The sequence below is a fragment of the Sphingomonas fucosidasi genome, assembly GCF_036663855.1.
GTDB lineage: Bacteria > Pseudomonadota > Alphaproteobacteria > Sphingomonadales > Sphingomonadaceae > Sphingomonas > Sphingomonas faeni_B.
On record NZ_JAXOJR010000012.1, the window covers coordinates 106,962 to 132,359 of the forward strand.

A 25,398-nucleotide genomic window follows, 5' to 3' on the forward strand; every position below is an offset into this window, starting at 1 on the left:
TCGAAGTATCCCCTAGTCCACCACCACCGGTATTCCCGACAATGCCTTCGCGGTCCGGATCGTCAGCGACGTCTTCACGCTCGCAACGTTGGGTGCCGGCGTCAGGTGCGTCGTCAGGATCTCCTGGAAACTCTTCAGATCCGCTGCGACGATCTTCAGGATGAAGTCGATCTCGCCGTTGAGCATGTGGCATTCCCGGATTTCCGGAATATCCGCGATATGATGTTCGAATGCCGCCAGGTCGTGCTCGGCCTGGCTGCGCAGCGACACCATCGCAAACACCGTGATCGGGAAGCCCAGCCGGCCCGCATCGAGATCGGCATGATAGCCGCGGATCGCGCCTGCCTCCTCGAGCGCGCGGACGCGGCGCAGGCAAGGCGGCGCGGTAAGGCCCACCTGGTCGGCCAGGTCGACATTGGTCATCCGACCGTCGGCCTGCAACAGCGACAGGATCTGACGATCGATCCGGTCAAAACTCATTTCACGCAACTCCCGATAGGCATCGCAAACCGAGCGATTCATTCCTCATAGCGATAAGATTGTTGCGGCGAAACGCAATTGTCCCACTATGCGACGAACCTTCCGTCCTGCCGAAATGCGCTGTTCCGTCACCAGGTCGGCGGCGTTAAGGAATCGGTACGGAGAGCATGGTAGGCCCATGGCAACCGGGGAGCGATGTGCGGTTCGACGATAGCCTGAAGACGATCCTCGCTGCCGACATGGCCACCGATTTCGGCGCGCAATCCGCGTGGCGGCAATTGGTGGATCTGATGGGTCGCGGTCGGACGACGGTCGACGAACCGGCTATCGACCGGTTGCGGGTGTTGCGGGCGGCGGTGCCGGTCGAGGTCCGCGCGGCCAGCGCCCGCGCGCTCGCCTTCGCCCGGCCCGATGCCAAGCTGGTCGGGTTCTTCGCCGAAGATGCGTTGGCGATCGCCGCGCCGGTGCTGCGGACCGCGACGCTCGAGTCCGACGATTGGCTGGCGATCCTGCCGCGCCTGACGCCGGCTAGCCGCTCGGTGCTACGCCATCGCCGCGACCTGCCGGCGTCGGTGCAGCGTGGCTTGCAGAGCTTCGGTGCGGTCGACTTCGTATTGCCGCACCCCGACGTCCCGATCGAGGCTGAGTCCGTCGTTGCCGAACCGATCGCTGCGGAGCGGGTGCTGGCCGAAGAGCCGTCCGTCGTTCAGCCGCGGGTTTCTCAAGAGTCGGTTGCCGAGGTGCTGCACACGACCCCGGTCGACGTGTCCCCCGCCGCAGTTCCCGAACCGCCGCTCTACACAGCCCCCCTTAGCGAGACCCCGTTCATGGCCCTCGGCGCGGTCGCGCGCGGCCTGCCGTTCGTTGCCGAGGCGTTTCGCCATGCCAAGCTGGCCGAGAGCGAGCCTCCCGTCGTCGAGCCGAGCGGACCGACATCTGCAGACCGGTTCGAGATTTCCGACCTCGTCGCGCGGATCGAAGCGTTCAACCGCGATCGCACCGCCGACGCCGCCACGCCGACGCCGCCGGCGGCTGAAATCGAGAGCTTCCGCTTCGAAACCGATGCCCAAGGCATCATCCGCATGGTCGACGGCGTCGCCCGCTCTGCGCTGGTCGGCGTGTCGCTTGCCTATGCCGCGCAGCAGGGCGAGGCGCATCTCGATGGCGTCGCCGCCGGCGCATTCCGCCGCCGCTCGCGGTTCAACGATGCGCGGCTCGAAGTCGGCGGACTGTCCGACGCGTTCGGATCGTGGCGGCTGTCGGGCGTGCCCGCGTTCGAGCATGCGTCGGGTCGCTTCATCGGTTTCCGCGGCACCGCGCGCCGGCCGCGTCGCGACGAGACCGCGCACCTGGCGCGTGCGCCGGTGCTCCAGTCGTCGCCGGTCGCCGATTCACTCCGCCAGCTCGTCCATGAACTGCGCACGCCGACCAACGCGATCGCCGGGTTCGCCGAGCTGATCGAGACGCAGTTGCTGGGGCCGGTCTCGCCGACCTATCGCGACCGTGCCTCGGCGATCCGCACGCAGGCGGGCGATCTGCTCGCCGCGATCGACGACCTCGATACCGCCGCGCGGATCGAAGGCCATGCACTCGACCTGCGACCGACGACCGTGCCGGTTCGTGCGTTGCTCGACCGCGTCACGAAGGATTTGCAGCCGCTCGCCATCTTGCGCGGGGCGAGCCTGTGCGTGGCGATGCCAGCAGGCGACTGCGCTATCCGCGGCGACGATCGCGCGGTCGAACGGCTGGTGGGCCGCCTGCTTGCCGCACTGGTATCGGCCGGGCGGCAGGGCGAACGGCTCGGGATCGTCGTGCGGCCCGTCGCCGAGACGATCATGACGGAGTTCGACCGCCCCGCCGCGCTCGCCGCGCATGCGACCGATGTGCTGCTCAGCATCGATGCCGAGCAGGAGGCTGACGGCGCACCGCTTCTCGGCACCGGCTTCGCGCTGCGTCTTGCGCAGAATCTCGCGGTCGAACTCGGCGGCGTCCTCACGATCGGTGCGGAACGCCTGACGCTGCAACTCCCGGCCGCAGATGTCGTGGACGCGGAGCGCCCCGTCGTCGATGTCGCGGAAGCGGAGCGCATCGCCGACGATCAGCGGTGAGCTACCGCCCGCCGCGGCCGCCCGATGCGCAGCGGATAGTCTGGCCTGAGAATTTCGGCACCCGCTTCACCGTCTTTGTGGACGTCGAAGAGGAGTTCGATTGGCGCGCGCCGCTCGATCGCCGCAACCGCGCGACGACCGCGATGGCGGCATTCCCCGACGCGCGCCGCCGATTCGCCGAGCGCGGCGTCGCGCTCAACTGCATGGTCGACCACCCGATCGCCACCGATCCCGCTTCGGTCGCGATCCTGTCTCACGTCGTCGAGGATGGGCGGTCGGAGATCGGCACGCAGTTGCACGCCTGGGTCAATCCGCCGTTCGAGGGGGCGGCGACATCGGCGGCGAGCTATGCGGGCAATCTGCCGCGGGCGTTGGAGGCGGCCAAGCTCGAAACGCTCACGTCGGCGATCACGACCGCATTCGGCACGGCCCCTCGTGCGTATCGCGCCGGTCGTTACGGCATCGGGCCGCATAGCTTCGACCTGCTGGCGGCGCTCGGCTACCGGATCGATAGTTCGGTTCGTCCCGGTTACGATTATGGCGGCGACGGCGGCCCGGACTTCTCGATGGCTGATGCGGGTGCGTATCGCGAGCGCGGCATCGTCGAACTGCCGCTGACCACCGTTTTCACCGGTCGCGCGCGATGGGGCGGCGGCAGGCTGTACCGCGTGCTCGGACATGTGCCGAAGGGCAGGGGCGTGTTCGCCCGCGCGCGCCTGTTGTCGCGGATAGCGTTGACGCCCGAGGACATGCCGATAGAGGCTGCGCTGGAGGCGGTTGCGGTTGCGGCGGGCGAGGGGTTGCGGCTGCTCAATTTGTCGTTCCACTCGCCGTCGCTGGCGCCGGGTAACACCCCCTATGTGCGCGATGCCGCCGACCTGAAGCGCTTTCATGCATGGTGGACGACGATGCTCGACGAGTTCGAGCGTCGCGGTATCCGCAATGCGTCGCTCGGCGAGATTATCGCCGCGCTGGGATGAGCTGGCATGTCGGAACGATCCTCGATCGCAAGGGGGAGGCGGCGCGAAGCGTCGGAGGGGGAGGACACGGAACAGCAGTTCTCCCTTGCCTCCCCCTCCGTCTGGCAAGAGCCAGCCACCTCCCCCTAGCGGGGGAGGATCGCCGCAGACGCCGCTTTCTATCTTGGGCTCCTGTGCGCGGGTGAACGATGTCGTCCTGCACCAATGCCCAAAACGAGAAAGGGCGGCCCGTTGCCGGACCGCCCTTCTGATACGCAATACTGAAAGCGAGATTAGCGCTTCGAGAACTGGAAGCTACGACGGGCCTTCGCCTTGCCGTACTTCTTGCGCTCGACGACGCGGCTGTCGCGGGTCAGGAAGCCTGCTGCCTTCACCGAGGTGCGCAGCACCGGCTCGAAGCGGGTCAGGGCCTGGCTGATGCCGTGCTTGACCGCGCCGGCCTGGCCCGAAAGACCACCGCCCTTGACGGTGCAGACGACGTCATACTGACCTTCGCGCTCGGTGATGCCGAACACCTGGTTGATGACGAGGCGCAGCGTCGGACGTGCGAAATACACTTCCTGGTCACGACCGTTGATCGTGATCTTGCCGGTGCCGGGCTTGACCCAGACGCGAGCGACGGCGTCCTTACGACGGCCGGTCGCATAGGCGCGGCCCTGCTTGTCGAGGATCTGCTCGCGCAGCGGCATCGGCTCGCGGACGGGCTCGTTGGAGACCGGTGCGGCGAGATCGCCTTCGCTGGTCGGCAGAGCCTGCTCGGCGGGGGCAGCCGGCGCGGGCTGGTTGGTCAGGCTCGCAAGATCGGCGAGCGACTGGCGGTTGTCGGACATTATGCGCCCACCTTGTTCTTGCGGTTCATGCTGCCGATGTCGAGCACGGCAGGGTTCTGTGCCTCGTGCGGATGCTCGGTGCCCTTGAAGATGCGCAGGTTGCGCATCTGCTCACGACCCAGCGGGCCGCGCGGGATCATGCGCTCGACAGCCTTTTCGAGAACGCGCTCCGGGAAGCGGCCGTCGAGGACCTTGGCGGCAGTGATGCCCTTGATGCCGCCGGCGTACCCGGTGTGCTTGTAATAGATCTTCTTCGCGGCCTTGTTGCCGGTGAAGCGGATCTTGTCGGCGTTGATCACGACGACGTTGTCACCGCAATCGACATGCGGGGTGAACGACACCTTGTGCTTGCCGCGCAGGACGTTGGCGATGATCGATGCGGCACGACCGACGACGAGACCTTCCGCGTCGACGATATGCCACTGCTTCTCCACCTCAGCCGGCTTCGCCGACTTGGTGGTCTTCATGAGCGCCTTCATGGGCGTTAGACCTTCCAGATTGAATGCAAGCGCACCAAGGGGAGGCCCCGCAGCGCGAATGCCGGCCTAATGCTGAAAGGTGGGCTTCAAGTCAAGCTTTCCGCCGGTTTCCTGACGGGTATTATTATACCCGCTGCTTGAGGCCCGGTTGATTCAGGCGGGGTGCGCTGCCGATCGCGTGGGCGGCAAACATTGCGGCGATCAGCAGCAACGCGGAATTGCCCTGGTGGGCGACCGCGACGTCGATCTGCACGCCGGTCATCAGTGTCGCGATCCCGAGCATGATCTGCAGCGTGACGAGGCCGACCACATAGAACCCCGCGCTGCTGCCGGTTTTGGTCGCCTTGATCGCCAGCCAGATCAGCCCGGCGGCGGCGGCGAAGGCGAACCAGCGGTGGATGAACTGCACGACGATCGGGTTGTCGACCGCGTTGCTCCAGGCGGGGTTCACCATCGGCACGTCGGCCGGGAACAGCCCGTCGCCCATCAGCGGCCAGCTGGCGAACGCATAGCCGGCGTCGAGCCCGGCCGTGAACGCGCCATAGACAAGCTGTACGAACAGCAGCGCCAGCGCGAGGATCGCGACCGGCTTCAGGCTGGCGGGGGCGGACAGCGGATTACGGTGCAGTGCCATCAGGTCGAGCGCGGTCCAGACGATCCCGGCCAGGATCGTCAGTGCCGTCAATAGATGGACGGCGAGGCGGATGTGGCTGACATCGGTGCGGACCGACAAGCCCGATGCGACCATCCACCAGCCGATCGCACCCTGGAACGCCCCTAGCGCGAGCAACGCCGACAAGCGCCAGCCATAGCCGACCGGGATCCGCTTGCGCACCGCGAACCAGATCAGCGGCACCGCAAAGGCGAGCCCGATCAGTCGGCCCCAGAGCCGGTGGAGATATTCCCAGAAGAAGATCGCCTTGAACCCGCCCAGCGTCATGTCCGCGTTGAACGCCGCATATTCGGGGATACGCTTGTAGGCGGCGAACTCGGCCTGCCACTGCGCGTCGTTCAGCGGTGGGATGATCCCGCTGATCGGCTTCCACTGCGTGATCGACAGCCCCGACTCGGTCAGCCGGGTGATGCCGCCGATGACCACCATCGCGACGATCAGCGCCGCCACCGTATACAGCCACAGGGCGACCGCACGAGGACGGGCTTTGGTGAGAAAGGCGGCACTGGGTTGAAGCATGGTGAGAAGATAGTGCTTTGCGCTGCTTGGCGCCATCGCTTCGTGATGAGGCATTGCTTCATGTTGTCGCAGGCGGGGCACGGCGTCTTGACTACTTCTCCGTCATCCTGACGAAAGTCAGGACCCAGGGTACCAAACGCTGCCGCTTGAGGCTCTGGGGGCCTGACTTTCGTCAGGATGACGGCAGCAAGGCGGAGAATGATCGACCAAAACCGATAAAATTCCACGAGAAAATCGGCAATGTAATGTTGTATCCTTTCAATCGCCCGTCTATATCCGGAGGACGATGACGCCCTCGGCCACGCATACCCACCGCTTCGCCGGTCTCGATCGCTATGCGATCGGGCTATCCGGCCTGTGCATGGTGCATTGCCTGGCGACGTCGGTGCTGGTTGCGCTGATGTCGACCGCGAGCGGGTTCCTGCTCGATCCGATCTTCCACGAGGTCGGCCTGACGATCGCGATCGGCCTCGGTGCGCTGGCGCTCGGCCGCGGAGTGCTCAATCACGGCTATATGATGCCCGCCGCGATGGGTGCGCTGGGGCTCGGCATCATGGCAGGCGCGATGACGTTGCCGCACGACAGCGGCGGTGGCGAGACCTTGTGGACGATCGTCGGGGTCGGCTTGCTTGCGTTTGGGCATGATCTCAACCGCAGAGCGGATAGCTGAGCGGGTTGCTGGAAGCCCTCCGGCATCCTACTTCATTCGCCATGGCGCATGTTCACATCCACACCGAACCGCAGGGCGCCGATCTGACCGTCGCGGCGCAGACGACACTCGAAAAGGCCGGCGAGCAGTGGACGACGATGCGTGCGAGCGTGTTCGCGGCGCTGGCCGCGTTCGACAAGCCGGCCTCCGCCTACGACATCGCCGAGGCGGTTTCGAAGGCCGAGGGTCGTCGGATCGCCGCCAACAGCGTGTACCGCATCCTCGACCTGTTCGTCGGCGCGAACCTCGCGCGGCGAGTCGAGAGTGCCAACGCCTATGTCGCCAACGCGCATCCGGATTGCCTCCACGACTGCATCTTCCTGGTCTGCGACTCGTGCGGCCAGACGACGCATCTCGATAACGATACGATTACTAAAGGTGTTCGTAACGCGGCGGAGGCAGCGGGCTTCTCGCCGGTACGCCCGGTTATCGAGGTCCGTGGCCGTTGCGCGGAGTGCGAGGCGAAGTAGCCTCGGCACCACTCGATCCTACCCCGCCAGGGGGAGGTGGCTGGCTCTTGCCAGATGGAGGGGGAGGGAAGGGCAAAATCTGTTCCGAGTCCTCCCCCTCCGTCGCCTATGGCGCCACCCCCCCCCCTTGGCGGGGGAGGATCGGACTTAGGCCAGATACTTCCCCATCCGCATCATCGGTACCGGTACCTCTCCCGGCGTCTCGATTCGCTCGATCGGTAGGTACCCGCAGGCTCGGTACAGCGGTTCCCCGGCCAACGTCGCCATCATTTCCGCTCGTGCGAACCCCGCATTCCGCGCTGCCGCCTCGCAGACCGACAGTACCAGGCGACCGACACCGCGGCGCGTGAAATCCGGATCGGTATACATCGCTCTGATCCGCGCCGCATCGCGCGCGGGATCGAGCATCGCCGAATCGCGCAACGCCGTGCTGTGATCGCCGCCGTACAGCGTCGCGCGCCGGCTCCAGCCGCCGCATCCGGCGAGCCGGCCGTCCACGCTTGTCACCAGCATATACGTGCCGTCCGCGATCAACTGCGTGTCCAGCCCCATCACCGCGCGGCTTGCGACGATCTGCGCCGGCGTCAGGAACTCCGCCTGCAACTCCCCGATCGCCCGAGCCATGAGGGCTGTGATCGCGGGAATGTCGGTCCCGGTTGCGGCGCGGTGCGTGAAGTCCATCAAAAGCAGATCCAGAGCAATTTCCGTATGAATACTACCGCCATGCGACGGTAACAATCGACACGATCCGCGCGCTGCATTAAGCCGGTGCGATGGCCGATCTTCCCGCGACCCCGCTGCTCGACACCGTTTCGACGCCCGACGACCTCCGCAAGCTGAAGCCGGAGCAACTCCGCCAACTCGCCGACGAGCTGCGTACCGAGACGATTTCGGCGGTCGGCACCACCGGCGGCCATCTCGGCTCGGGGCTGGGCGTGGTCGAGCTGACCACCGCGATCCACTATGTCTTCGACACGCCGCGCGACCGGCTCGTGTGGGACGTCGGCCACCAATGCTATCCGCACAAGATTCTCACCGGCCGCCGGGATCGGATCCGTACGCTCCGTCAGGGCGGCGGGCTCAGCGGCTTCACCAAGCGTAGCGAAAGCGAATACGACCCGTTCGGCGCGGCGCATTCGTCGACCTCGATCTCGGCCGCGCTGGGCTTTGCGGTCGCCAACAAGATCGCGGGCACGCCCGGCAAGGGCATCGCCGTAATCGGCGACGGCGCGATGTCCGCGGGCATGGCGTATGAGGCGATGAACAACGCCGAGCAGGCCGGCAACCGCCTGGTCGTGATCCTCAACGACAACGACATGTCGATCGCCCCGCCGGTCGGCGGGCTGTCGGCGTATCTCTCGCGGATCGTGTCGAGCCGCGAGTTTCTGGGCTTCCGCGAATTCGCCAAGAAGTTCGCCCGCCGCTTGCCGCGCCCGTTCCAGAACGCGGCACGGAAGACCGACGAGTTCGCGCGCGGCATGACGATGGGCGGCACGCTGTTCGAGGAACTCGGCTTTTATTATGTCGGCCCGATCGACGGCCATAACCTGGAGCACCTGATTCCGGTCCTCGAAAATGTGCGCGATGCGGAGGAGGGCCCGATCCTCGTCCATGTCGTCACCAAGAAGGGCAAGGGCTATGCGCCCGCCGAGGCTGCCGCGGACAAATATCACGGCGTGCAGAAGTTCGACGTGATCTCCGGCGTGCAGACCAAGGCACCGCCGGGGCCGCCGCAATACCAGAACGTGTTCGGCGCGCAGCTCGTCGCCGAGGCCGCCAAGGACCCGCGGATCTGCGCGATCACCGCGGCGATGCCCTCGGGCACCGGGCTCGACGCATTCGCCAAGGCGTATCCCGACCGGTTCTTCGACGTGGGTATCGCCGAGCAGCATGGCGTCACCTTTGCCGCCGGCCTCGCCGCACAAGGCATGCGCCCGTTCTGCGCTATCTACTCGACGTTCCTGCAGCGCGCCTATGATCAGGTCGTGCACGACGTGGCGATCCAGAACCTGCCGGTCCGTTTCGCGATCGACCGCGCGGGTCTCGTCGGGGCGGACGGCGCAACGCATGCCGGGTCGTTCGATGTCACCTATCTCGCGACCCTGCCGAACTTTGTCGTGATGGCGGCGGCGGACGAGGCCGAGCTCGTGCACATGACGCACACCGCGGCGCAGTACGACACCGGCCCGATCGCGGTCCGCTATCCGCGCGGCAACGGCACCGGCGTCGCGCTGCCCGCGGTTCCCGAACTGCTCGAAATCGGCAAAGGGCGCATCGTTCGCGAGGGCAAGGGCAAGACCGTGGCGATCCTGTCGCTCGGCACGCGTCTCGAGGAGGCGCTCAAGGCCGCCGAGGTCCTCGAAGCCAAGGGCTTGAGCACCACGGTCGCCGATCTGCGCTTCGCCAAGCCGCTCGACGTCGACCTGATCCGCAAGCTGCTGACCACGCACGAGGTCGCGGTAACGATCGAGGAAAACTCGGTCGGCGGCTTCGGCGCGCACGTGCTGACGATGGCGTCGGACGAGGGGCTGATCGACGGCGGGCTCAAGCTGCGCACGCTGCGCCTGCCGGACGTGTACCAGGATCAGGACAAGCCCGAGGTCCAGTATGCCGAAGCGGGCCTAGACGCCACTGCGCTGGTCGACACGGTGCTCAAGGCGCTTCGTCACAATTCGGGCGGGGTTGCCGAAGCGCGGGCATGACCGGCCCGACCAAGGCCATCGCAATCATCGCGCTCGCGGTGATCGTGATGGTGTCGCTGAATATCGCGATGTGGCGACGCATGCGGGGTGGCCTGGCGGCGGCGAAAGCCGAGCAGGCGGCTAATCCCGAGCTGTTCGATGAGGACGGCTCCCGGATTTCGTAACCGGATTTTCGTAACTGAGCACCACCCCGGCGAAGGCCGGGGCCCAATTGGGGAACGTTGGTAACGAAGCGCAGTCCGTGGTTACTGCGACCTCACCAATTGGGCCCCGGCCTTCGCCGGGGTGGTGCAGCTTCAGTTAAAGGGGCGGCGTCACCCACCCAGATAATGCGCCTGCGCGGCATCGGTCGCACTCACTGCCAGGATCGACCGCGCGGTGCTCGGCGGCAGAGCCTGCCCGCGGCCATCACCACTCGCCGCGATCACCCGCTCCAGCAGATCCTGCCCCTCGCGCCACCAGCCGATCCCGCTCGCGGCGTTGAGATGCCCCTGCGGCCCGGCCTCGACGAAATGGCTGCCCCAGTCCACCGCCATGCTGTGCGCGCGGTCGGGCGTGACCCAGGGGTCGTCGCTGCTTGCCACCACGATCGAGGGGAAGGGCAACGGCGTCCGCGGCGTCGGCGAGAAACCCTTCAGCTCGGCCTGCGCGCCGCCACGATCGACATCCGCCGGCGCCACCAGCAACGCGCCGGCGACCGGCCAGCCATAGGGTTGCGGGCTGAGTTCGACCCACCACGCCACCGCAAGGCACCCCAGGCTTTGCGCGGCGAGGATCACCGGCGCGTCCGCGCGGCGGATCGCCTCGTCGAGCCGCGTCACCCAGGCGTTGCGGTGCGGCGTGTTCCACATGCCGAGCTCGACGCGGACCGTGTCGGGCCGCGCGTCTTCCCACAGGGTCTGCCAGTGCGAGGGGCCGGAACCGCCGAGACCCGGCACGGTCAGGATGGTCGGCTGGACGGATTCATACGGTGCGAAACTACCCACAGCGCTTCTCCTTCTCCAAATTCCCGGTTTCCGGGCCCTCTGAATAGAGGGTGGAAAGCATGGGTGACCGGCGCTCTAGGGGACGCCGGTCACGCCACGCTCTCCGATATCGAAGCTAATCCCACTTAATCGATGGGCAATGAGATTGCGGCGAAAGGAAGGCAGCTTGCGGTGGCCGGACGGGGCGGCGATAGGCGGGCATGACAAGGATGCGCGCATGGTGAAAATACGGGCGGACCAGATGCTGGTCGACAGGGGCCTCGTCGAGTCGCGGACGCGTGCGCAGGCGCTGATCATGGCGGGCCTGGTGTTCGCGGGCACGAAGAAAGTCGACAAGCCCGGCCAGACGCTGCCCGACGACGTCGTGCTCGACGTGCGCGGGCGCGATCATCCCTGGGTTTCGCGGGGCGGGATCAAGCTGGCGCATGGCCTGACGCATTTCGGCTGGGACGTGAGCGGCGCGGTGGCGATCGACGTCGGCTCGTCGACCGGCGGCTTCACCGACGTGTTGCTGAAGAAGGGCGCGACCAAGGTCTACGCGGTCGACAGCGGCACCAACCAGCTTGCATGGTCGCTTCGCCAGGACAAGCGCGTCATCGTTCACGAACAGACCAGCGCGCGCATCCTCACGCCCGCGCACATCCCCGAACCTGTCGACCTGATCGTGTGCGACGCGAGCTTCATCGGCTTGGCCAAGGTGCTCGAACGGCCGATGTCGTTCGCCGCGCCCGACGCGCGGCTGATGGCACTGGTGAAGCCGCAGTTCGAGGCGGGCCGCGAGGAAGTGGGGAAGGGCGGCGTCGTCCGCGATCCCGCCATCCACCAGCGGGTCTGCGACGAGGTCGCGGCGTGGCTGACCGGGCAAGGGTGGCAGGTCGAGGGCGTGGTCGAGAGTCCGATTACGGGGCCCGAAGGCAATGTCGAATTCCTGATTGCTGCGAGGGTTGGGAGCGATGGGCCAGCATCGGAAGCGTCGAGCGATTCTCACGCATTCCCGTCATCCTGACGAAAGTCAGGACCCAGAGCCAAGCGGGCTGCGCACTGTACCCTGGGTCCTGACTTTCGTCAGGATGACGAACCGAGGGGGTGGAGGTGTTTCGAAACGCCCGCCGCACAGCCCCATCGTGCCGGAATGAACCACTAGCGGAACGATTCCTTCGCACACACGGTTTACGGATCGCCAAACGCGCGGCAGGACGTGCCCGCGTAGAGACGGAAGGATGTGTGTGGGCGGTATCGCTTCGAAGGGCCAGTTGAGGATGTCGTTCCTCCGCTGGGCGGTCGTGACCGTGCCCCTGATCCTGTTGCTGGGCTTTGCGGCCGGACAATCGGTCAGCGTCGGCAACGAGAATGCCTGGTACACGGCGCTCGCTAAGCCTGCGCTGAACCCTCCGGGCTGGGTTTTCCCGGTCGTCTGGACGACGCTCTACATCCTGATCGGGCTCGCGCTCGCGATGATCTTGAACGCACGCGGTGCGCGGTTGCGGCGAATTGCGGTTGCGCTGTTCGTGGCTCAGTTCGCGTTGAACCTTGCCTGGACACCGACATTCTTCGGCGCGCACAAGATCGGGTTGTCGGTATTGGTGATCGTCGCGATGCTCGCGCTGTCGATCGCGGCGACCTTCGTATTCGCACGGATCCGGCCCGCCGCGGCGTGGCTGATGGTGCCGTATATGGTGTGGATCAGTTTTGCCGGCGTGCTCGCGTTCAGCATCGGGCAGTTGAACCCGGACGCCGAAACACTTGCACCGACGGCCCATACGTCCCAAATGCTGTGACGCAGCAGTCGCTGCAACAGTCTCTGCGACAGTCTCTGGGATTTTGAAGCAATGCAGTCCGAAAACCGCGTGTTCGACGATATCGTCAAGGTCTTGAACGGTGCGGCCGGTACGCTTGCGGGCGTCGGTCGCGAGGCCGGTTCGGGCGCGCGGGAGCGCGCGCGCGAATGGCTCGGCGGCCTCGATTTCGTCAGCCGCGAAGAGTTCGACGCGGTCAAGGCGATGGCCGCAGCGGCGCGCGACGAGAACGACGTTCTGAAGGCGCGTCTCGATGCGCTCGACGCCAAGTTTGCCGCACAATCCGCCGCACAATCGACAGTCAATGCGCCGGCCGGGGCGTCTGTCGACTGACTTTTCCACAGTTTTCCGCAGAAACGGGTTCGATGGGGTTGCCGTGGCGTTTTTGCCTCGGCACCCTTTGTCGTGCGATAAGGACCGCCAGGACCTAATGATGCTCGACCAAGTAGACCACGATCACGAAGACGCTGCCCCGATCGACATGCTCGAAAGCTATTACGCTGCGCATGGCTGGGAGCATGAGCGTCACGAGGATGAAATCGTCGCGACCGTAAAGGGCAGCTGGACGACGTACGAGCTGCGTGCCCTGTGGCGCGAAGACGATAGCGTCCTGCAATTCCTCGCTTTTCCGGATATCAAGGTGCCCGACGAACGGCGCCAGGCGGTGTATGAGACGATCGGACTGGTCAACGAACAGCTCTGGATCGGCCATTTCGAACTCTGGTCGACGAGCGGCATCCTGTTGTTCCGGCATGCGGCGATGGTCGATGGCGGTGACGACGGGACGATGTCCCTGGAGGCCGCGGAACTGCTGGTCGAATCGTCGATCGAGGAGTGCGAGCGCTTCTACCCCGTGTTCCAGTTCGTTCTGTGGGGCGGCAAGACCCCCAAGGACGCGCTGGCGGCCGCACTGATCGAAACGCACGGCGAGGCATGAGCTTCGGCTGCAAGTCCATGGTCTTTCCGACCGGCTCGCTGTGGCTGATCGGCTGTGGCAACATGGGCGGCGCGATGGTGAACCGCTGGCTCAAAGCGGGGCTCGATCCCGCGACAGTAACGGTGATCACGCGGAACGGGAAGGGGGCGCCCGCCGGTGTCCGCTCGCTCACCGCGCTGCCTGACGAGGATGCGCCCGCAACGCTGATGCTCGCGCTGAAACCACAGCAGATCGACGCCGCGCAGGCTCTGCTCGCGCCGATGCGGGGCGCACCGAAGCTGTTGCTGTCGATCCTCGCCGGTGTCGACCACACTGCCCTGTCGCAGCGGTTCGCGGCCGAGGCGATCGTCCGCGCGATGCCGAACTTGCCGGTGGCGATCGGTAAGGGCGTGACGTCGCTTTACACGGTCGGCGCGTCGGATGCGGCGATCGCGGGGGCTGAAGCGTTCGCGGCCCCCCTCGGCCATTACGAATGGATCGCCGACGAGGCGCATTTCGACGCGGTGACCGCGCTCGCGGGTTGTGGCCCCGGGTTCGTGTTCCGCTTTGCCGACGCGCTCGCCAAGGCTGGCGCTGCGTTGGGGCTGCCGGCTGACCAAGCAGCTCGCCTTGCCATGGCTACGCTGGAAGGCTCGGCGATCATGGCAGCCGATGCGGATGTTTCTCCCGCCGTGCTGGCCGACCGTGTCGCGAGCCCCGGCGGATCGACGCGCGAGGGTATGAACGTGCTTGATCGGAACGACGCGTTGGTGATGTTGCTCACCGAAACGCTCGCCGCCTCAGAACGTCGCAATGCCGAAATGGCGGCCGCCGCGCGTTAGGCCGGGGGCGTGGTGTCACTATAGCTTCGGCCGTTATCCGGACCTGTTACCCAACCGCCCAACCTTGCCCCGTCACGCCAACCTTATCCGTCACGCCGACCTTACCCCGTCACCCCGCCCCCTATTCCGTAACGCCGCCCCCTATTCCGTCACCCCAGCGGAAGCTGGGGTATCCCGGTGTGGCTCACGACATCTGCCAACCATGAGATCCCAGCTTTCGCTGGGATGACGGTGGAGGGAGTGTAGCTGACGGTGAGGGGGCAAGGGTGACGGTTGGGGGGCGAGCAGGAACGGCACATGGGTAGGCGGGGCGAGAGCCAGCAGGCAGACAGCGCCGCCCGTGCGCCTACCCCCGTAGCCCGATAACCTGCGACCGCTCGCTTTCCGGCACGAGGCCCTCAAGCACCGCCCAGAATCCAGAAACCGCGCTCTGTCCCGCGCTCGCATATGCCGCCGCCATCTGGATCCGCGCCGCCTCGAACAGCTCGCGTTCCATCGTCGACCCTTCCGCGGTCAGCCGCAGCAAGCGTTGCCGACGATCGCGTTCGCCAGGCCGCGTCTCGACCAGCTTGCGGTCCGCCAGTTCGTTCAGCACGCGGCCGAGCGACTGCTTGGTGATCGCCAGCAGAGACAGGAGTTCGCTGACCGTCATGTCGGGTTTCCGGGCGATGAAATACAGCGCCCGGTGATGCGCGCGCCCAAGCCCTTCCTGCGCAAGACCTTCGTCGATCGACCGAGTCAGGTGGCTGTAGCCGAAGTACAGCAACTCCATGCCGCGGCGGAGTTCGGGTTCACGAAGGAACAGGGGTGAAGCGGACGACGCTGGGGCAGACATGTTGACCGGTTTAGACATCGCCCGTAGTCGTCGGCAACCCGCCTTGAGAGAGAAATTCGATGTCCGCTCCAGCTTTTACCTCGCCTTCCGCCTTTCGGCATGAACCGAACGCGATGCCGGTCGAGGCGAACGAGCGGGCGAAGCGGCTGATCGATCCCGGTTTCGGGCGCGTCTTCACCGATCACATGGCGATGATCCGCTACAGCGACGCGAAGGGCTGGCACGACGCGCGGATCACCGCGCGCGCGCCGCTGACGATCGATCCGGCATCGTCGGTGCTGCATTATGCGCAGGAGATCTTCGAAGGGATGAAGGCGTATCGACTCGCCGACGGGGGCACCGCGCTGTTCCGTCCCGAGGCCAACGCGCGCCGCTTCCAGGATTCGGCGCGGCGTTTGGCGATGCCCGAACTCCCCGAGGACCTGTTCATCGAATCGGTCGAGCGGCTGGTGAAGACCGATGCCGACTGGATCCCCGACAGCGACGGCGGCGCGCTGTACCTGCGGCCGTTCATGTTTGCGTCCGAAGTGTTCCTCGGCGTGAAGCCGTCGTCGGAATATCTCTACATGGTGCTCGCCTCGTCGGTCGGCGCGTATTTCAAGGGCGGCGCGCCGACCGTGTCGATCTGGGTCAGCCAGCAATATACGCGCGCCGCGCAGGGCGGCACCGGTGCGGCGAAGTGCGGCGGCAACTACGCGGCCAGCCTGCTCGCGCAGTCCGAGGCGATCCGCAACGGCTGCGACCAGGTCGTCTTTCTCGACGCGGCCGAGCGCCGCTGGGTCGAGGAACTGGGTGGCATGAACATCTTCTTCGTGTTCGACGACGGCAGCATGGCGACGCCGGCGCTGACCGGCACGATCCTGCCCGGCATTACGCGAGACTCGATCCTGACGCTCGCCCGCGCCCAAGGCATCGAGGTTCGCGAGGAGGGGTACACGATCGACCAGTGGCGCGCAGATGCCGCCAGCGGCCGGCTGGTCGAGGCATTTGCGTGCGGCACCGCGGCGGTGGTGACGCCGATCGGCACGGTTGCCAGTCCCGAGGGCCGATTCACGATCGGGACGGGTGGTCCGGGCGAATTGACGATGCGGATGCGCGACGCGCTCGTTTCGATCCAGCGCGGCACCGCCCCCGACGAGAACACCTGGCTGCACCATCTCGCAGATTGACGTCCGCAAGGGCTTTTCACGCGGCGCGGCACCGCTATAAGGCCGCCTCTATTGGGGCGTCGCCAAGTGGTAAGGCAGCGGCTTTTGATGCCGCCATGCGCAGGTTCGAACCCTGCCGCCCCAGCCACCACCGCTAATGCGTTGATGGTACGAGATAAATCTTCAAATCTGCCGGATTGGGCCGGTGGGTGTGACGACTCCCTGTGGAGTTTGCCATGCCGGCCATCCAGAACGTCGAGCGTCGCGGCGCCGTATACTACTGGCGCAGGACGATGCGTTTTCAGGATGGTAAGTCTTTAACGATAAGGGTCAGCCTTCGAACGACTGACCAGTCGGTGGCCCGCCGCATGGCGTGCGCCATGACGACGAAGAGCGAGACGCTGAGAATGACGCTGAACGACGGTGGACGAACAGCTTCACTGACGATCGATCAGAAGGCCGATATCTTCCGCAAGGCTATGTCGGAGATGCGGGACCAGCTCGACCGAAACCATGTTGAGTATCAACGCACCGATCCCAACGCTGTGACCTATCTGATCGAAGGTCTGGTCGGCATCTATGAGTCGATGCTTCGTGACTTCGCCATCCACGGGCTGCCGCCCGAGGCGGGCTCGCGTGAGCATGTCGAGGAACGCTTTGCCGACCTTACGGAGGACCAGCGGGAAAGCATCCTGGGAATGTTCGAATTGAAGCCGAACTACCGGGAGCACATGAGTGCGAAGGCGGCGAAGGAAGTCGACCGTGTGGGTGCTCTCCCAGCAGACGACGCGGTTGCGATCGCACGCAAGGTCATGTTCGAGGGTGGCCTCGCCGCCGCGATGGAATTCCGTCGGCGGATGCGCGACCCCATGGCGCTATGGTCGAATGTTGATCTGGCTCCGCGCCCGGCGGCCGCGCCGCTGGCGATGGTCGCGGCCGAGCCCGTGGCGAAGGAGCCTTGGGCATCGATGACGCCGGTACAGGCTGCGGAGCGGTATATTGTCGACCAGCCGAAGATCCTTGGGGACGCCCAGCGCAAGGCGCGCTGGACGGACAAGACGCGTTCGCAGTTCGTCACGTCGGCGCGCCTGCTGGAAAAGAGCTACGGCGCCAAACCTCTATGGCGACTGACGCAGAATGACGTCCTTCGGCTCAACTCGCACTTCTCGCGCCTCCCTCAAAGCCACCATAAATCGTCCAGGCACGATCCGTTGTCCTTGGAGGAAATCTGTCTCGAGGCTGCGCGCGAGATCGAGGAGGAAAAGCGGCTTCCCGAAAGCATCGGGCTCGGGGTTGGCACGACGAACCGCCACTTCCTTTTCCTGAAGGATCTGATCACGTGGTTTCAGAGGCATGTGCCGCCAATGTCGGAGATCCTGTGGAAAGACGTGATCTACGAAGATGATCGGGACGCGCGGCAGCAGCGCGACGCCTACACCGAGGACGAAGGCCGTCAGATGTTTCTCCTCCCGATCTGGACGGGATCGCTTTCGGTTTCCAGGCGCCTAAACGAGGGTTCCCAGATCTGGCATGACGCAGGATACTGGGTCATTATCATCGCATGGTACACCGGTCTCCGGCGCGAGGAGATATGCCAGCTGACACTCGCCGACGTGTTGACCGAGCACGGCATCTGGCATTTCAAGGTGCATGAGGGCGGCGGGGGCCGGATCAAGACGAGGGCGTCGAAGCGCGACGTGCCCATGGCTGAAGAATTGGTCCGGTTGGGTCTACCTGATTATGTTCAGGCGCTGCGCGCCGCTGGTGAGACACAGCTATTTCCCGAGCTCCGTACCGAAAGCGGAAAACAGGGCTATGGCGACGTCTTCTACAAAAACTGGTGGGAGAAGATTGCCGCTCGGCTGCCTTTCATTGAGAAGGGACAGGCGCTGCATTCGTTTCGACACATGGTCACGACGGAGTTGAAGTATCAGCATGTCTTCCTCGAAGATCGGGCGGATCTTGTTGGGCATGCCATCCCGGGCGAGACGGCCGGTCGATACTCGAAACAGGCTCGGCTTATCCGGCTGAAGGAAGCTGTCGATCAGATACCCGTCGTAACCGATCACCTGATGGCGAGGCCCATCATGGTGCTGCCTGCGAAGATGCGCGCCCCCCGAAAGGCTCGTCGATCCTATCCACGGCTTAGGGCAGATTGATGATCAGTCGCTGCCTGGAAGCATTTGGTCTGACAGAGCCCGCAGAACCGTGATAGCCGGATCGTAGTTTCGTCGCGTTTTCCTACTCGCTGAGCGACAAAGCTGTAGTTTGCTTCCAGAATCGCCAGAATCGCCGATTTGCGAAGTCGTCGTTCGGGTCGCCGTCGTTGCGCGGTTCCCAATCGTAACTGAAGAAGTCTTCCGAGTTGAGGTCCGCTGAAAAATGCCGTTCCACCTCGAAGCCCGCCTCTCCCGCCAGTCTTTCGATATAGCACGGGGAGGGCCGGCTACCCATCGAGTTTAGCTTTTACGTCCGCCCCGCATTCCCTTCCAACCAGCATCAACTACCTGCGAACGATAGCCACACCGGTGAACGATTACCGTATCTTGCCGCTCGGCATCGACGCGATCGATAGACGGCTTGGAGCAGTGGGACTGCGCGCCGGTGCTTTGCACGAGGCGACTGCGCGCAGTGGTTCGCAAGTTGATGACGGCGCAGCAACGCTCTTTCTCGCTGGGATTGCCGCGCGCGAGGCAGCGAACACGGGAGGTCCGGTCCTGTGAGCTAAGACCTGCCCGACGATCCGCGGCGCGCCTATGTGACGACAAACTCGACACGCGCGTTGGTCGTCGCGCCACCGTCGAAGCGGCGGCTGCAGCCGATCGCGCTCAGCGACGACTGGCGGGTCGATTTGGCCGAGGTATGTTCGCCGCATGATGCTATTGCGATCTGATGAAGTCGTTGAAGGGGGCGCCGATCAGCCGTGTGCGCCAGTCTCGACAAAATATCTGACGCACTGTCCGCCTATCTAAGGCACGGTAGCATCACCTCGCGCAGCCAGACCCGTGCGCACGACGGTACGACGTTCGAGGCATCCTCCTATAGCGATCCGCTCGGGTTTCCGCCCCTTCCTTGGGTGTACTTCATCTGCCCGTTGGCTGTGAAGCGCAGTGCAGGCTCGGATGCCTGCACCGCCCGGGTACTATGAGCGCTAGACACCCCGCGGGTCTGGCGAGGCTGAAGCCGGAGGCGTCCGCATCAACCTGATCTTGCGGCTCGGACGGCGCCGGATACCGCGCCCGGGAGGCGCGCCATGCTGGTGAGCCGTGCCGCTGAACAGCCCGAGGAGCGCAGCGCAGTCGGGATGGGCAGGCGTGTAGGTGCCGGCCCGGTAGGGCGTAGTCGCCGCTGCACGCATCGCGTCCGGCAGCCTCGCCAACCAATCGGCATGAAGCCGCGCCTGCATCGCGGGACCACACCATGTCGGCACCGTTTCCCCGTGCCGTGCATCTTGCCGCCACACCCGTGTGGTCATGAGGAGATGGGCATGCGGCGGAACGGCCCTCCTCTCCGCACCACCCGGCTTGGCGTGGATCGCCCATGTGACGGCCGGGCCGTGCGCGGCAATGGTAATACGGGCATAATCACGCACCATCGTGACCCAACCATCGGCATTGCCGCTTTCGGGCAGCGTCACGACGACATGCCAAGCGCGCACCGCATCTGGGGCAAGGTTGGTGGTCGCCGCATCCGTCTCACGCCAGATGCAGCCTTCCTCCTCGGCCCAGCGTGGATGATTGGCGGGCAATTCGAGCCCGAACGCAACGAGATCGTCACGATGACGGAAGTCCAGCGGACCCCGCGTATCGCGTCCAGCCTGGCGGGTAACATAAAGGTAGTTGGCAGTGACCGTCGCATGGGTAGCACGGCGGTCGGTGTCGAAGAGGCCGAAGCCCCTGGCGGAGATCGGACGGATGCTGACTGCACGGCGGGCGTGAAGCGTGGTAATGGCGTTCATGAAGGTTGGTCCTTGGGGAATGTGGAGGGAAATCAGGCGTCCGTGCTGACGTGCACACGGTCCGCCAATGCACGCAGCGCGACGCGTGCGGGGTGGTCATGCTCGGCCCAAGCACCATGCTGTTCGGCCCAGCGCTGCCACGTCGCCTGAGCAACGCGGATCAGTCCGGCCTCAGTTTCCTCAGGATCGGGGAGAAAAAAGCTTGGCAGCTGACGCGTGCAGTCCTCGCCCGCACGACATAAGCAAGGCATGCCGAGTGCCGGCAGCCCATCCACATGGCGCATCGCGGAATGCGGCACGACTCTCAGCCGTTCCGCACCATCGCGCACGAGCGCAGTGACGCGGGGGTGACGCGCCGGGTCCGATGCACCGCGTAAGGTGTGGAGCAGATGGTCGCGCTCGCGAGTGAGCACCGCACCAGTCGCCGGCAGCCGTTCTTCTAGCCAGCTGATCAGCGTGTCCGGTAGCGCATCGTCGCGCAGCGCATGCGCCTTGGTATGGAACACAAAGCTATCGCTAAATGGAACGACGCTAAACAGCGCGATCCCGATCGGCGGACCTGTCCGCGGCTGAAGGGTGAGGCCCGGGCAGACCGAAATGGTTCGTAGGGTGATGACGGTGGCAGCACGGGTGAACGGCAACGCCGCGAAGCTGTCATTTGTGATAACGGACATGGTAATCTCCGATTTAGTGCGTCGTAGAGGGCGTGATGGACGGAGCAGCCGCGTTCAGCGCCGCTAGGTGTACGGCGGCAGCCGCGAAGTCGGCGCCTTGCAACCAGCGGGAGAGGTGAGTGTCGATGATGCGCTGGACATCTGCGCCCCGGCTCGTGTGCGCCGCGATCTGCATCATCGTCAGTCGCCAGACCGCGATCACATCGAGTTCGAGTGTGCCGACGATCAAGTCATGTCGGCCAGTGCACCAGGCGGTAAAGTCGCGAACCGGATCGGGTGCGGAGGAGGGCACGCCGAGCGCCGCGCAGCACGCGCGGAAGCCGATCGACTCGCCATCTGTGCTGGCGCCGAGATCTATTAGCGGCTGGCGGCGCCCGGCGAGCACGCACACCGCCGGCGACCAGCGACCCAGAGGCAGAGTCTCGAGCAGGCGGGCGTCAGCAGCCAAGTCATATCCCGCGATCGTGCCGCGGTCGTGCGCGAGCCGATGGTTCAGCCATAACAGCAACGCCTCGGGCGCATCCTTTGCGCTGAGCACTGCGGCATCGAGCGCGAAGGTGACGCTAGCGTTCGCGATATAGCCGGTGAAGGTTGCGGCACCGATTAACTGCGGCGTGGGTTGGTCGAGCGTGTTGCCGAGATCGAGCCGCGCGAAAGTTATCGCAGTGATGATAAGGGATGGAAGCATGATGTACAGGTCCGGGTGACGCGCGCCGTCACCCCCAGCAATAAGTACGGGGGGGTGGACGCGCGATGTGGTGAAGCCCCCATGCGGGGCGGCGGACACTGGCTGCGATGAAGTACAGCCGGTGGACGAACCTGAAGGCGAGGCTGGCTCTCGCCACCCTGTTTTTCCCTTCCTTCAAGTTCTTCACTTTCTCCTCACCAGCAGAGCGACTTTTCCATGCTGCTGCGGGACCGGGCCGCACGCGCGGCATCCGCGTCTTTTCCATACTATATCTCCCAATGAATTCTGTTTCGGTAAGGGGTAGTCATCACGTGATGGGCGCGCACGCGCGCCGATCGGCTCGCCAAGGCTCAAATGGGCTGCCATCTCGATTATCTGCCTCTGGCTTACCGGGCGCGTCGGCGTGCAGCAGAATCTCGTCCGCGACTTGAGCGAAGCGCATCTTGCCAGCTGACCGAGCAGCGGCATGGCGGTGACATAAGGTCGTTCCAGTTACCACAATTCTCGGCCGTGATCGGGTGCCACCGCCTGTGTCATCGCTCGCATCCGCTGATGATCGCGTGCATGCTGACGCAACCGCATTGCCGTTGACAGTCCTTCGGCGACCGATTGATCGAGCAGATTACGCGCTTGTGGATCAGCGACGGCTTTCGCAGCCAGCGGCCGCAGTTCTGCCATCGCTTTGGGATCACGCTCCCAGGTATCTAGCCATGCATCAACCGTCGGGTGCAACCCGCGCATTTCGTCGATAGACCGCGGGGCGGGTGAGGGCGGCAGGGACCTCGGCACTGCTGGCGGACGCGACACCGCATGGGTTGATATGGGGGCAGTTTCGGTTGTCTGTGCCCGCACCGGTGGTGCGGGCGGGCGGGCTTTCGCAGGCGTCCGCGCGATGTCTCGTTGGATGCGCTTCGCCAGCTTGCCGGTAAGCGTGATCTTCTCCATGTCCGCGACCTCGACTACCATCCTCAGGATGGCGTCACTACCGGCAATCAATTCGACCGTGCCCCATTTGTGCTGCGCCAGCTTAAGCGCAGCGAACACGTCGGCACGTTGAAGCGTGTGGATCGCGAGCGTCGGTCCACAATCGGTGAACGCTGGTTGCGGCTGGCCGGTGCGGCGATAGACGCAGGTGCCATCGCAACGGTGCCACTCATAACCCGCGATCGGAGTGCCTTCCGCGGCATGGTCTCCAGAGCGCGCGACGAGCATTGGCACGGCAATCGCGAGCGCCTGCGGGACGGACGGCGCGCTCGCGCCCGCGCACCAAGCGTCGTAGGACGGAAAGCGCGATGCAGCATCGAGCGCTACAAGTGCTGGCGCGGTCGCTGCCATCAGCCCCTGCTCGATCTCGGCGAAGTGCAGGGCGAATAGTTGCCGGGTGGCGTTCAGCTGGTCGCGGCGTCCGCGCCAGTGTCTGGCATTTATCTCAGCAGCGAAGCTTTGCCGCCACGCGATGATCGTCGCGCGTGCCTGCGCGCGCTGTGCGCCGAGCTGGTCGTGCGCGGCGGCCACTGCGGCCGTGTGTGCCGCGCGGGCTGCCTCATAGCCGGGACGACGTTCCTGTCCCGGCAAGAAGCGGGGCTGACGCGTGACGATCTGCTTCGATTTGCCAGGCGTGAACGCACCGAGTCGGTCAGTCTGCTCGAGCTGCGTGAGGGCCGCACCGCGCGCGGCAATGCTTGCCGAGATCGCGCGCTTCCCCATCGTGATCCGTGCACCGTTGGTGCCCGCGCGCGCGTAGCCGAGACCCTCGTTGCCCAGGTCTTGATGCAGTTCATCCCATGAGCGGGCGCGAGCAATGATGGGGGCTACGACCGTCATCGCAATGCGCTCGAAAGATTCGCGCCCGGTGCGCACTTCAAAGCCGCGCGCACCGCGCGACAGCCGTTCACTGACCGGTTTGTCCATGGCTCGGCGGTCGGGTGGATGCACCCCGGTGTTGCTGCCATCGGCAAGGCGGACCAATCGGTCGCTGTCGATGTGGCGCACGCCGTCAACATCTACCCGGTATTGTGCGTTCGGCTCGGCGGTCCAGCCTTGGTGATGTTCGATCAGCGCCGCAGCTTGCCCGGCGGCATTGAGCTGCCAACCGTCTCCTGCTGCCACCAACATGCCGGTCTCCGGGTGCACGCGGTTGACTGCGACATGGACATGATAGTGCTGTGTGTTGCGGTGCGCGGCGTAGATCGCCTGATGCGCCTCGAGGTTCAGGACGCGCATCAGTATTGCCACCGCCTCGTCGACCTGTTCGGGCGTCGGGCGCTCTTCTTTACTCCAGCTGATGACGTAATGCTCGATCGGGTCGTAACCGCGGGCACGCGCGATCTGCGAGAGCATTTCGGTCTGTGCGCGCTCGAAGTCGGCGGGCAGGTGGCGATAATCGACAAGGTCGACCTTCTCGCCGCCATGCGCCAGGTCGGTGACATAGCCGAGCAGCGCATGCTCGGGGTGGTCGGCAAGGCCGAGCAGTTTTAGTGCGGCAGGATCGACATCGCGCAAATAGTTCGAAAGCGCCATGAAGTGCGCGCGTACCTGTGCCCCGGTGGCACGCGGCTCGCCCTGCCCGAGTGCCCGCGCCATGGCGCGGCGCTGCTGGCGGTTGCGATGGCTGATCGCGACGACGATCATCGTAGTTCGATTTCCGCCAGCAGGTGTAGTTCCCCGACCAGCAGTTCGAGGCGGTGCACAAGCGCATCGTCTACCGCCCTGCCGCTCCTTACCGCGGCACGGAATGCCGCCAGCGTCGCGAGGCCCTGCGCCATAAGCGGCTCGTACGGGCGCAGCACCACCATCTCTCGCAGCACCGCCGCACGGATGAACGCCGCGCGGCTAAGGCCCGAGCTTGCTACCGCCAGCTCGAACCGGGCGAGCTGCTCGGGGTCGAGCTTCGTCGAGATTGCTTGCGATCCGCCGCCCCGTGGCAGATCAACAGTATCCATCGCAGCCTCCGGCTGCCCCGGGTGTGACAAGCGTAGCGCGGAACACCCGCATGGTCCGGTTTACCGGACCCATCCTGCCCTCTCTACCCCCCACTTCAATGTCGACCCTCTGGTCACCCCGGCTGCGCTGGTGCTGCAAAACGGGGACACCCCGCCGCGGCACGAGCGCTGCAGACCATAACGTCGACGCTTGGTCACCTGCTGGACTATGGAGTGATCGATTTGTCCCGCGGCTATGGAGCGCTATCATGCGAGCAACCGGTCATAACAGGCATTGCCGGCTTTCAACCGCTTTGCCGCAACTAGAAGGTCATGGTCATTGGTTGCGGACCTGACGTGGTCGAACGCGTCGCCGATCTCATTCCAGCAGTCGAAAACTTCATCAGTCAGTCGACGTGCCGGCACATTGGGAGGCAATGGCCGGGAAGGTGCCAGCTGCGCGATCTGCTCCAGCACGGGCAATACGGCATCAAGTCCGAGCCAGTGTGCGAAGCCGCCGGACATCGCGATGTGTAGCAGGTGTGCGGCCCACATTCCACGCACCCGCTGACGTGACCCCCGTTTTTTCCTCCAGTTGGAGCTAGAGTCCGACCCCGGAAAGGGACGGACAGATGAAGCGGAAGCAGTTTTCGGAAGAGCAGATCATCGGCATCCTGAAGGAGG

The 25,398-nt window shown here is 65.1% G+C and carries 26 protein-coding genes and 1 tRNA gene; 14 read left to right on the plus strand and 13 right to left on the minus strand.

Going from position 1 to position 25,398, the window contains the following annotated elements; all coding sequences use genetic code 11:
* Positions 1–12 precede the first annotated feature (12 nt).
* Complete coding sequence (locus U1737_RS18515; RefSeq protein ID WP_128453226.1) at positions 13–480, minus strand: Lrp/AsnC family transcriptional regulator; 468 nt, start codon at positions 478–480, stop codon at positions 13–15.
* A 197-nt stretch (positions 481–677) separates the two neighbouring features.
* Here U1737_RS18515 and U1737_RS18520 point away from each other — a divergent pair, with 197 nt between their 5' ends.
* Both U1737_RS18520 and U1737_RS18525 read left to right on the plus strand, forming a co-directional pair.
* Positions 678–2,588 carry a histidine kinase dimerization/phospho-acceptor domain-containing protein gene (locus U1737_RS18520; protein ID WP_332797792.1) on the plus strand — a complete coding sequence of 637 codons (1,911 nt, stop codon included), beginning with the start codon at positions 678–680 and terminating at the stop codon, positions 2,586–2,588.
* Positions 2,585–3,568, plus strand: a complete 984-nt coding sequence (locus tag U1737_RS18525; RefSeq protein ID WP_248521619.1) for a polysaccharide deacetylase family protein — start codon at positions 2,585–2,587, stop codon at positions 3,566–3,568. The genes U1737_RS18520 and U1737_RS18525 overlap by 4 nt, the downstream gene beginning before the upstream one ends.
* Before the next feature lie 272 nt (positions 3,569–3,840).
* Here the strand turns inward: U1737_RS18525 and rpsI are convergent, their stop codons facing one another.
* The 3 genes from rpsI to U1737_RS18540 form a co-directional block, all read right to left on the minus strand.
* On the minus strand, positions 3,841–4,398 hold the full coding sequence (gene rpsI / locus U1737_RS18530; protein WP_332797793.1) for a 30S ribosomal protein S9: 558 nt from the start codon (positions 4,396–4,398) through the stop codon (positions 3,841–3,843).
* Complete coding sequence (gene rplM, locus U1737_RS18535; RefSeq protein WP_060524218.1) at positions 4,398–4,877, minus strand: 50S ribosomal protein L13; 480 nt, start codon at positions 4,875–4,877, stop codon at positions 4,398–4,400. The genes rpsI and rplM overlap by 1 nt, the downstream gene beginning before the upstream one ends.
* 124 nt (positions 4,878–5,001) lie before the next feature.
* Complete coding sequence (locus tag U1737_RS18540; RefSeq protein ID WP_332797794.1) at positions 5,002–6,069, minus strand: COX15/CtaA family protein; 1,068 nt, start codon at positions 6,067–6,069, stop codon at positions 5,002–5,004.
* Between the two features lie 286 nt (positions 6,070–6,355).
* On the opposite strand from U1737_RS18540, the gene U1737_RS18545 reads away from it, so the two are divergent.
* Together U1737_RS18545 and U1737_RS18550 are read left to right on the plus strand one after the other, a co-directional pair.
* Complete coding sequence (locus tag U1737_RS18545; protein ID WP_248521615.1) at positions 6,356–6,739, plus strand: MerC domain-containing protein; 384 nt, start codon at positions 6,356–6,358, stop codon at positions 6,737–6,739.
* Positions 6,740–6,780: 41 nt separating this feature from the next.
* Positions 6,781–7,248, plus strand: coding sequence for a Fur family transcriptional regulator (locus tag U1737_RS18550; protein WP_332797795.1), 468 nt, complete (start codon positions 6,781–6,783; stop codon positions 7,246–7,248).
* A gap of 147 nt (positions 7,249–7,395) precedes the next feature.
* Here U1737_RS18550 and U1737_RS18555 read toward each other — a convergent pair whose 3' ends face one another.
* Positions 7,396–7,929: a GNAT family N-acetyltransferase gene (locus U1737_RS18555; protein ID WP_248521611.1), complete on the minus strand. Its 534-nt coding sequence runs from the start codon at positions 7,927–7,929 to the stop codon at positions 7,396–7,398.
* Positions 7,930–8,021: 92 nt separating this feature from the next.
* Here U1737_RS18555 and dxs point away from each other — a divergent pair, with 92 nt between their 5' ends.
* Positions 8,022–9,950, plus strand: a complete 1,929-nt coding sequence (dxs, locus tag U1737_RS18560) for a 1-deoxy-D-xylulose-5-phosphate synthase (RefSeq protein WP_248521609.1) — start codon at positions 8,022–8,024, stop codon at positions 9,948–9,950.
* Complete coding sequence (locus tag U1737_RS18565) at positions 9,947–10,114, plus strand: hypothetical protein (RefSeq protein WP_332797796.1); 168 nt, start codon at positions 9,947–9,949, stop codon at positions 10,112–10,114. Before dxs ends, U1737_RS18565 begins: the two co-directional genes overlap by 4 nt.
* A gap of 150 nt (positions 10,115–10,264) precedes the next feature.
* On the opposite strand, the gene U1737_RS18570 is transcribed toward U1737_RS18565, so the two are convergent.
* Positions 10,265–10,936, minus strand: a complete 672-nt coding sequence (locus U1737_RS18570; protein ID WP_332797797.1) for an RBBP9/YdeN family alpha/beta hydrolase — start codon at positions 10,934–10,936, stop codon at positions 10,265–10,267.
* 217 nt (positions 10,937–11,153) lie between these two features.
* On the opposite strand from U1737_RS18570, the gene U1737_RS18575 reads away from it, so the two are divergent.
* From U1737_RS18575 to U1737_RS18595, 5 genes are all read left to right on the plus strand, one after another.
* Positions 11,154–11,942 (plus strand): TlyA family RNA methyltransferase, encoded by a 789-nt coding sequence (locus U1737_RS18575; RefSeq protein ID WP_332797798.1) that lies wholly within the window; start codon positions 11,154–11,156, stop codon positions 11,940–11,942.
* A 214-nt stretch (positions 11,943–12,156) separates the two neighbouring features.
* Positions 12,157–12,714 (plus strand): TspO/MBR family protein, encoded by a 558-nt coding sequence (locus U1737_RS18580; protein WP_248521604.1) that lies wholly within the window; start codon positions 12,157–12,159, stop codon positions 12,712–12,714.
* Between the two features lie 51 nt (positions 12,715–12,765).
* Positions 12,766–13,065 (plus strand): accessory factor UbiK family protein, encoded by a 300-nt coding sequence (locus U1737_RS18585; RefSeq protein ID WP_248521603.1) that lies wholly within the window; start codon positions 12,766–12,768, stop codon positions 13,063–13,065.
* A 97-nt stretch (positions 13,066–13,162) separates the two neighbouring features.
* Entirely contained in the window at positions 13,163–13,669 is a 507-nt protein-coding gene (locus U1737_RS18590) for a type III secretion system chaperone family protein (protein ID WP_432715052.1), read from the plus strand.
* Positions 13,670–13,686: 17 nt separating this feature from the next.
* The gene (locus U1737_RS18595) at positions 13,687–14,490 is read left to right on the plus strand and encodes a pyrroline-5-carboxylate reductase family protein (RefSeq protein ID WP_332797799.1); all 804 of its coding nucleotides are present in this window, start codon (positions 13,687–13,689) and stop codon (positions 14,488–14,490) included.
* 346 nt (positions 14,491–14,836) lie between these two features.
* On the opposite strand, the gene U1737_RS18600 is transcribed toward U1737_RS18595, so the two are convergent.
* Entirely contained in the window at positions 14,837–15,343 is a 507-nt protein-coding gene (locus U1737_RS18600; protein WP_332797800.1) for a MarR family transcriptional regulator, read from the minus strand.
* Positions 15,344–15,384: 41 nt separating this feature from the next.
* On the opposite strand from U1737_RS18600, the gene U1737_RS18605 reads away from it, so the two are divergent.
* The 3 genes from U1737_RS18605 to U1737_RS18615 all read left to right on the plus strand — a co-directional run bounded on the left by U1737_RS18605 (position 15,385) and on the right by U1737_RS18615 (position 18,632).
* A complete protein-coding gene (locus U1737_RS18605; protein ID WP_332797801.1) occupies positions 15,385–16,494 on the plus strand; it encodes a branched-chain amino acid aminotransferase in 1,110 nt (369 codons plus the stop codon).
* 52 nt (positions 16,495–16,546) lie between these two features.
* A tRNA-Gln gene (locus U1737_RS18610) sits at positions 16,547–16,621 on the plus strand.
* A gap of 88 nt (positions 16,622–16,709) precedes the next feature.
* Positions 16,710–18,632 (plus strand): site-specific integrase, encoded by a 1,923-nt coding sequence (locus U1737_RS18615; protein WP_332797802.1) that lies wholly within the window; start codon positions 16,710–16,712, stop codon positions 18,630–18,632.
* Between the two features lie 992 nt (positions 18,633–19,624).
* Here the strand turns inward: U1737_RS18615 and U1737_RS18620 are convergent.
* The 6 genes from U1737_RS18620 to U1737_RS18645 form a co-directional block, all read right to left on the minus strand.
* Complete coding sequence (locus U1737_RS18620) at positions 19,625–20,431, minus strand: MobA/MobL family protein (RefSeq protein ID WP_332797803.1); 807 nt, start codon at positions 20,429–20,431, stop codon at positions 19,625–19,627.
* Positions 20,432–20,463: 32 nt separating this feature from the next.
* Positions 20,464–21,105: a hypothetical protein gene (locus U1737_RS18625; RefSeq protein WP_332797804.1), complete on the minus strand. Its 642-nt coding sequence runs from the start codon at positions 21,103–21,105 to the stop codon at positions 20,464–20,466.
* Between the two features lie 13 nt (positions 21,106–21,118).
* Positions 21,119–21,793 (minus strand): hypothetical protein, encoded by a 675-nt coding sequence (locus U1737_RS18630; RefSeq protein WP_332797805.1) that lies wholly within the window; start codon positions 21,791–21,793, stop codon positions 21,119–21,121.
* A gap of 492 nt (positions 21,794–22,285) precedes the next feature.
* Entirely contained in the window at positions 22,286–24,424 is a 2,139-nt protein-coding gene (locus U1737_RS18635) for a relaxase/mobilization nuclease domain-containing protein (protein WP_332797806.1), read from the minus strand.
* Entirely contained in the window at positions 24,421–24,735 is a 315-nt protein-coding gene (locus U1737_RS18640) for a ribbon-helix-helix protein, CopG family (protein ID WP_332797807.1), read from the minus strand. The genes U1737_RS18635 and U1737_RS18640 overlap by 4 nt, the downstream gene beginning before the upstream one ends.
* A 246-nt stretch (positions 24,736–24,981) precedes the next feature.
* The gene (locus U1737_RS18645) at positions 24,982–25,269 is read right to left on the minus strand and encodes a hypothetical protein (RefSeq protein ID WP_332797808.1); all 288 of its coding nucleotides are present in this window, start codon (positions 25,267–25,269) and stop codon (positions 24,982–24,984) included.
* Between the last annotated feature and the right edge of the window lie 129 nt (positions 25,270–25,398).

Bases quoted from the DNA above. Each gene is read 5' to 3' on its own strand.
- U1737_RS18515 (WP_128453226.1), bottom strand. From the start codon at position 480: ATGAGTTTTGACCGGATCGATCGTCAGATCCTGTCGCTGTTGCAGGCC.
- rpsI (WP_332797793.1), bottom strand. From the start codon at position 4,398: ATGTCCGACAACCGCCAGTCGCTCGCCGATCTTGCGAGCCTGACCAAC.
- rplM (WP_060524218.1), bottom strand. From the start codon at position 4,877: ATGAAGGCGCTCATGAAGACCACCAAGTCGGCGAAGCCGGCTGAGGTG.
- U1737_RS18540 (WP_332797794.1), bottom strand. From the start codon at position 6,069: ATGCTTCAACCCAGTGCCGCCTTTCTCACCAAAGCCCGTCCTCGTGCG.
- U1737_RS18545 (WP_248521615.1), top strand. From the start codon at position 6,356: ATGACGCCCTCGGCCACGCATACCCACCGCTTCGCCGGTCTCGATCGC.
- U1737_RS18550 (WP_332797795.1), top strand. From the start codon at position 6,781: ATGGCGCATGTTCACATCCACACCGAACCGCAGGGCGCCGATCTGACC.
- U1737_RS18555 (WP_248521611.1), bottom strand. From the start codon at position 7,929: ATGGACTTCACGCACCGCGCCGCAACCGGGACCGACATTCCCGCGATC.
- dxs (WP_248521609.1), top strand. From the start codon at position 8,022: ATGGCCGATCTTCCCGCGACCCCGCTGCTCGACACCGTTTCGACGCCC.
- U1737_RS18565 (WP_332797796.1), top strand. From the start codon at position 9,947: ATGACCGGCCCGACCAAGGCCATCGCAATCATCGCGCTCGCGGTGATC.
- U1737_RS18575 (WP_332797798.1), top strand. From the start codon at position 11,154: ATGGTGAAAATACGGGCGGACCAGATGCTGGTCGACAGGGGCCTCGTC.
- U1737_RS18580 (WP_248521604.1), top strand. From the start codon at position 12,157: ATGTGTGTGGGCGGTATCGCTTCGAAGGGCCAGTTGAGGATGTCGTTC.
- U1737_RS18585 (WP_248521603.1), top strand. From the start codon at position 12,766: ATGCAGTCCGAAAACCGCGTGTTCGACGATATCGTCAAGGTCTTGAAC.
- U1737_RS18590 (WP_432715052.1), top strand. From the start codon at position 13,163: ATGATGCTCGACCAAGTAGACCACGATCACGAAGACGCTGCCCCGATC.
- U1737_RS18595 (WP_332797799.1), top strand. From the start codon at position 13,687: ATGGTCTTTCCGACCGGCTCGCTGTGGCTGATCGGCTGTGGCAACATG.
- U1737_RS18600 (WP_332797800.1), bottom strand. From the start codon at position 15,343: ATGTCTAAACCGGTCAACATGTCTGCCCCAGCGTCGTCCGCTTCACCC.
- U1737_RS18605 (WP_332797801.1), top strand. From the start codon at position 15,385: ATGTCCGCTCCAGCTTTTACCTCGCCTTCCGCCTTTCGGCATGAACCG.
- U1737_RS18615 (WP_332797802.1), top strand. From the start codon at position 16,710: ATGCCGGCCATCCAGAACGTCGAGCGTCGCGGCGCCGTATACTACTGG.
- U1737_RS18620 (WP_332797803.1), bottom strand. From the start codon at position 20,431: ATGAACGCCATTACCACGCTTCACGCCCGCCGTGCAGTCAGCATCCGT.
- U1737_RS18625 (WP_332797804.1), bottom strand. From the start codon at position 21,105: ATGTCCGTTATCACAAATGACAGCTTCGCGGCGTTGCCGTTCACCCGT.
- U1737_RS18630 (WP_332797805.1), bottom strand. From the start codon at position 21,793: ATGCTTCCATCCCTTATCATCACTGCGATAACTTTCGCGCGGCTCGAT.
- U1737_RS18635 (WP_332797806.1), bottom strand. From the start codon at position 24,424: ATGATCGTCGTCGCGATCAGCCATCGCAACCGCCAGCAGCGCCGCGCC.
- U1737_RS18640 (WP_332797807.1), bottom strand. From the start codon at position 24,735: ATGGATACTGTTGATCTGCCACGGGGCGGCGGATCGCAAGCAATCTCG.
- U1737_RS18645 (WP_332797808.1), bottom strand. From the start codon at position 25,269: ATGTGGGCCGCACACCTGCTACACATCGCGATGTCCGGCGGCTTCGCA.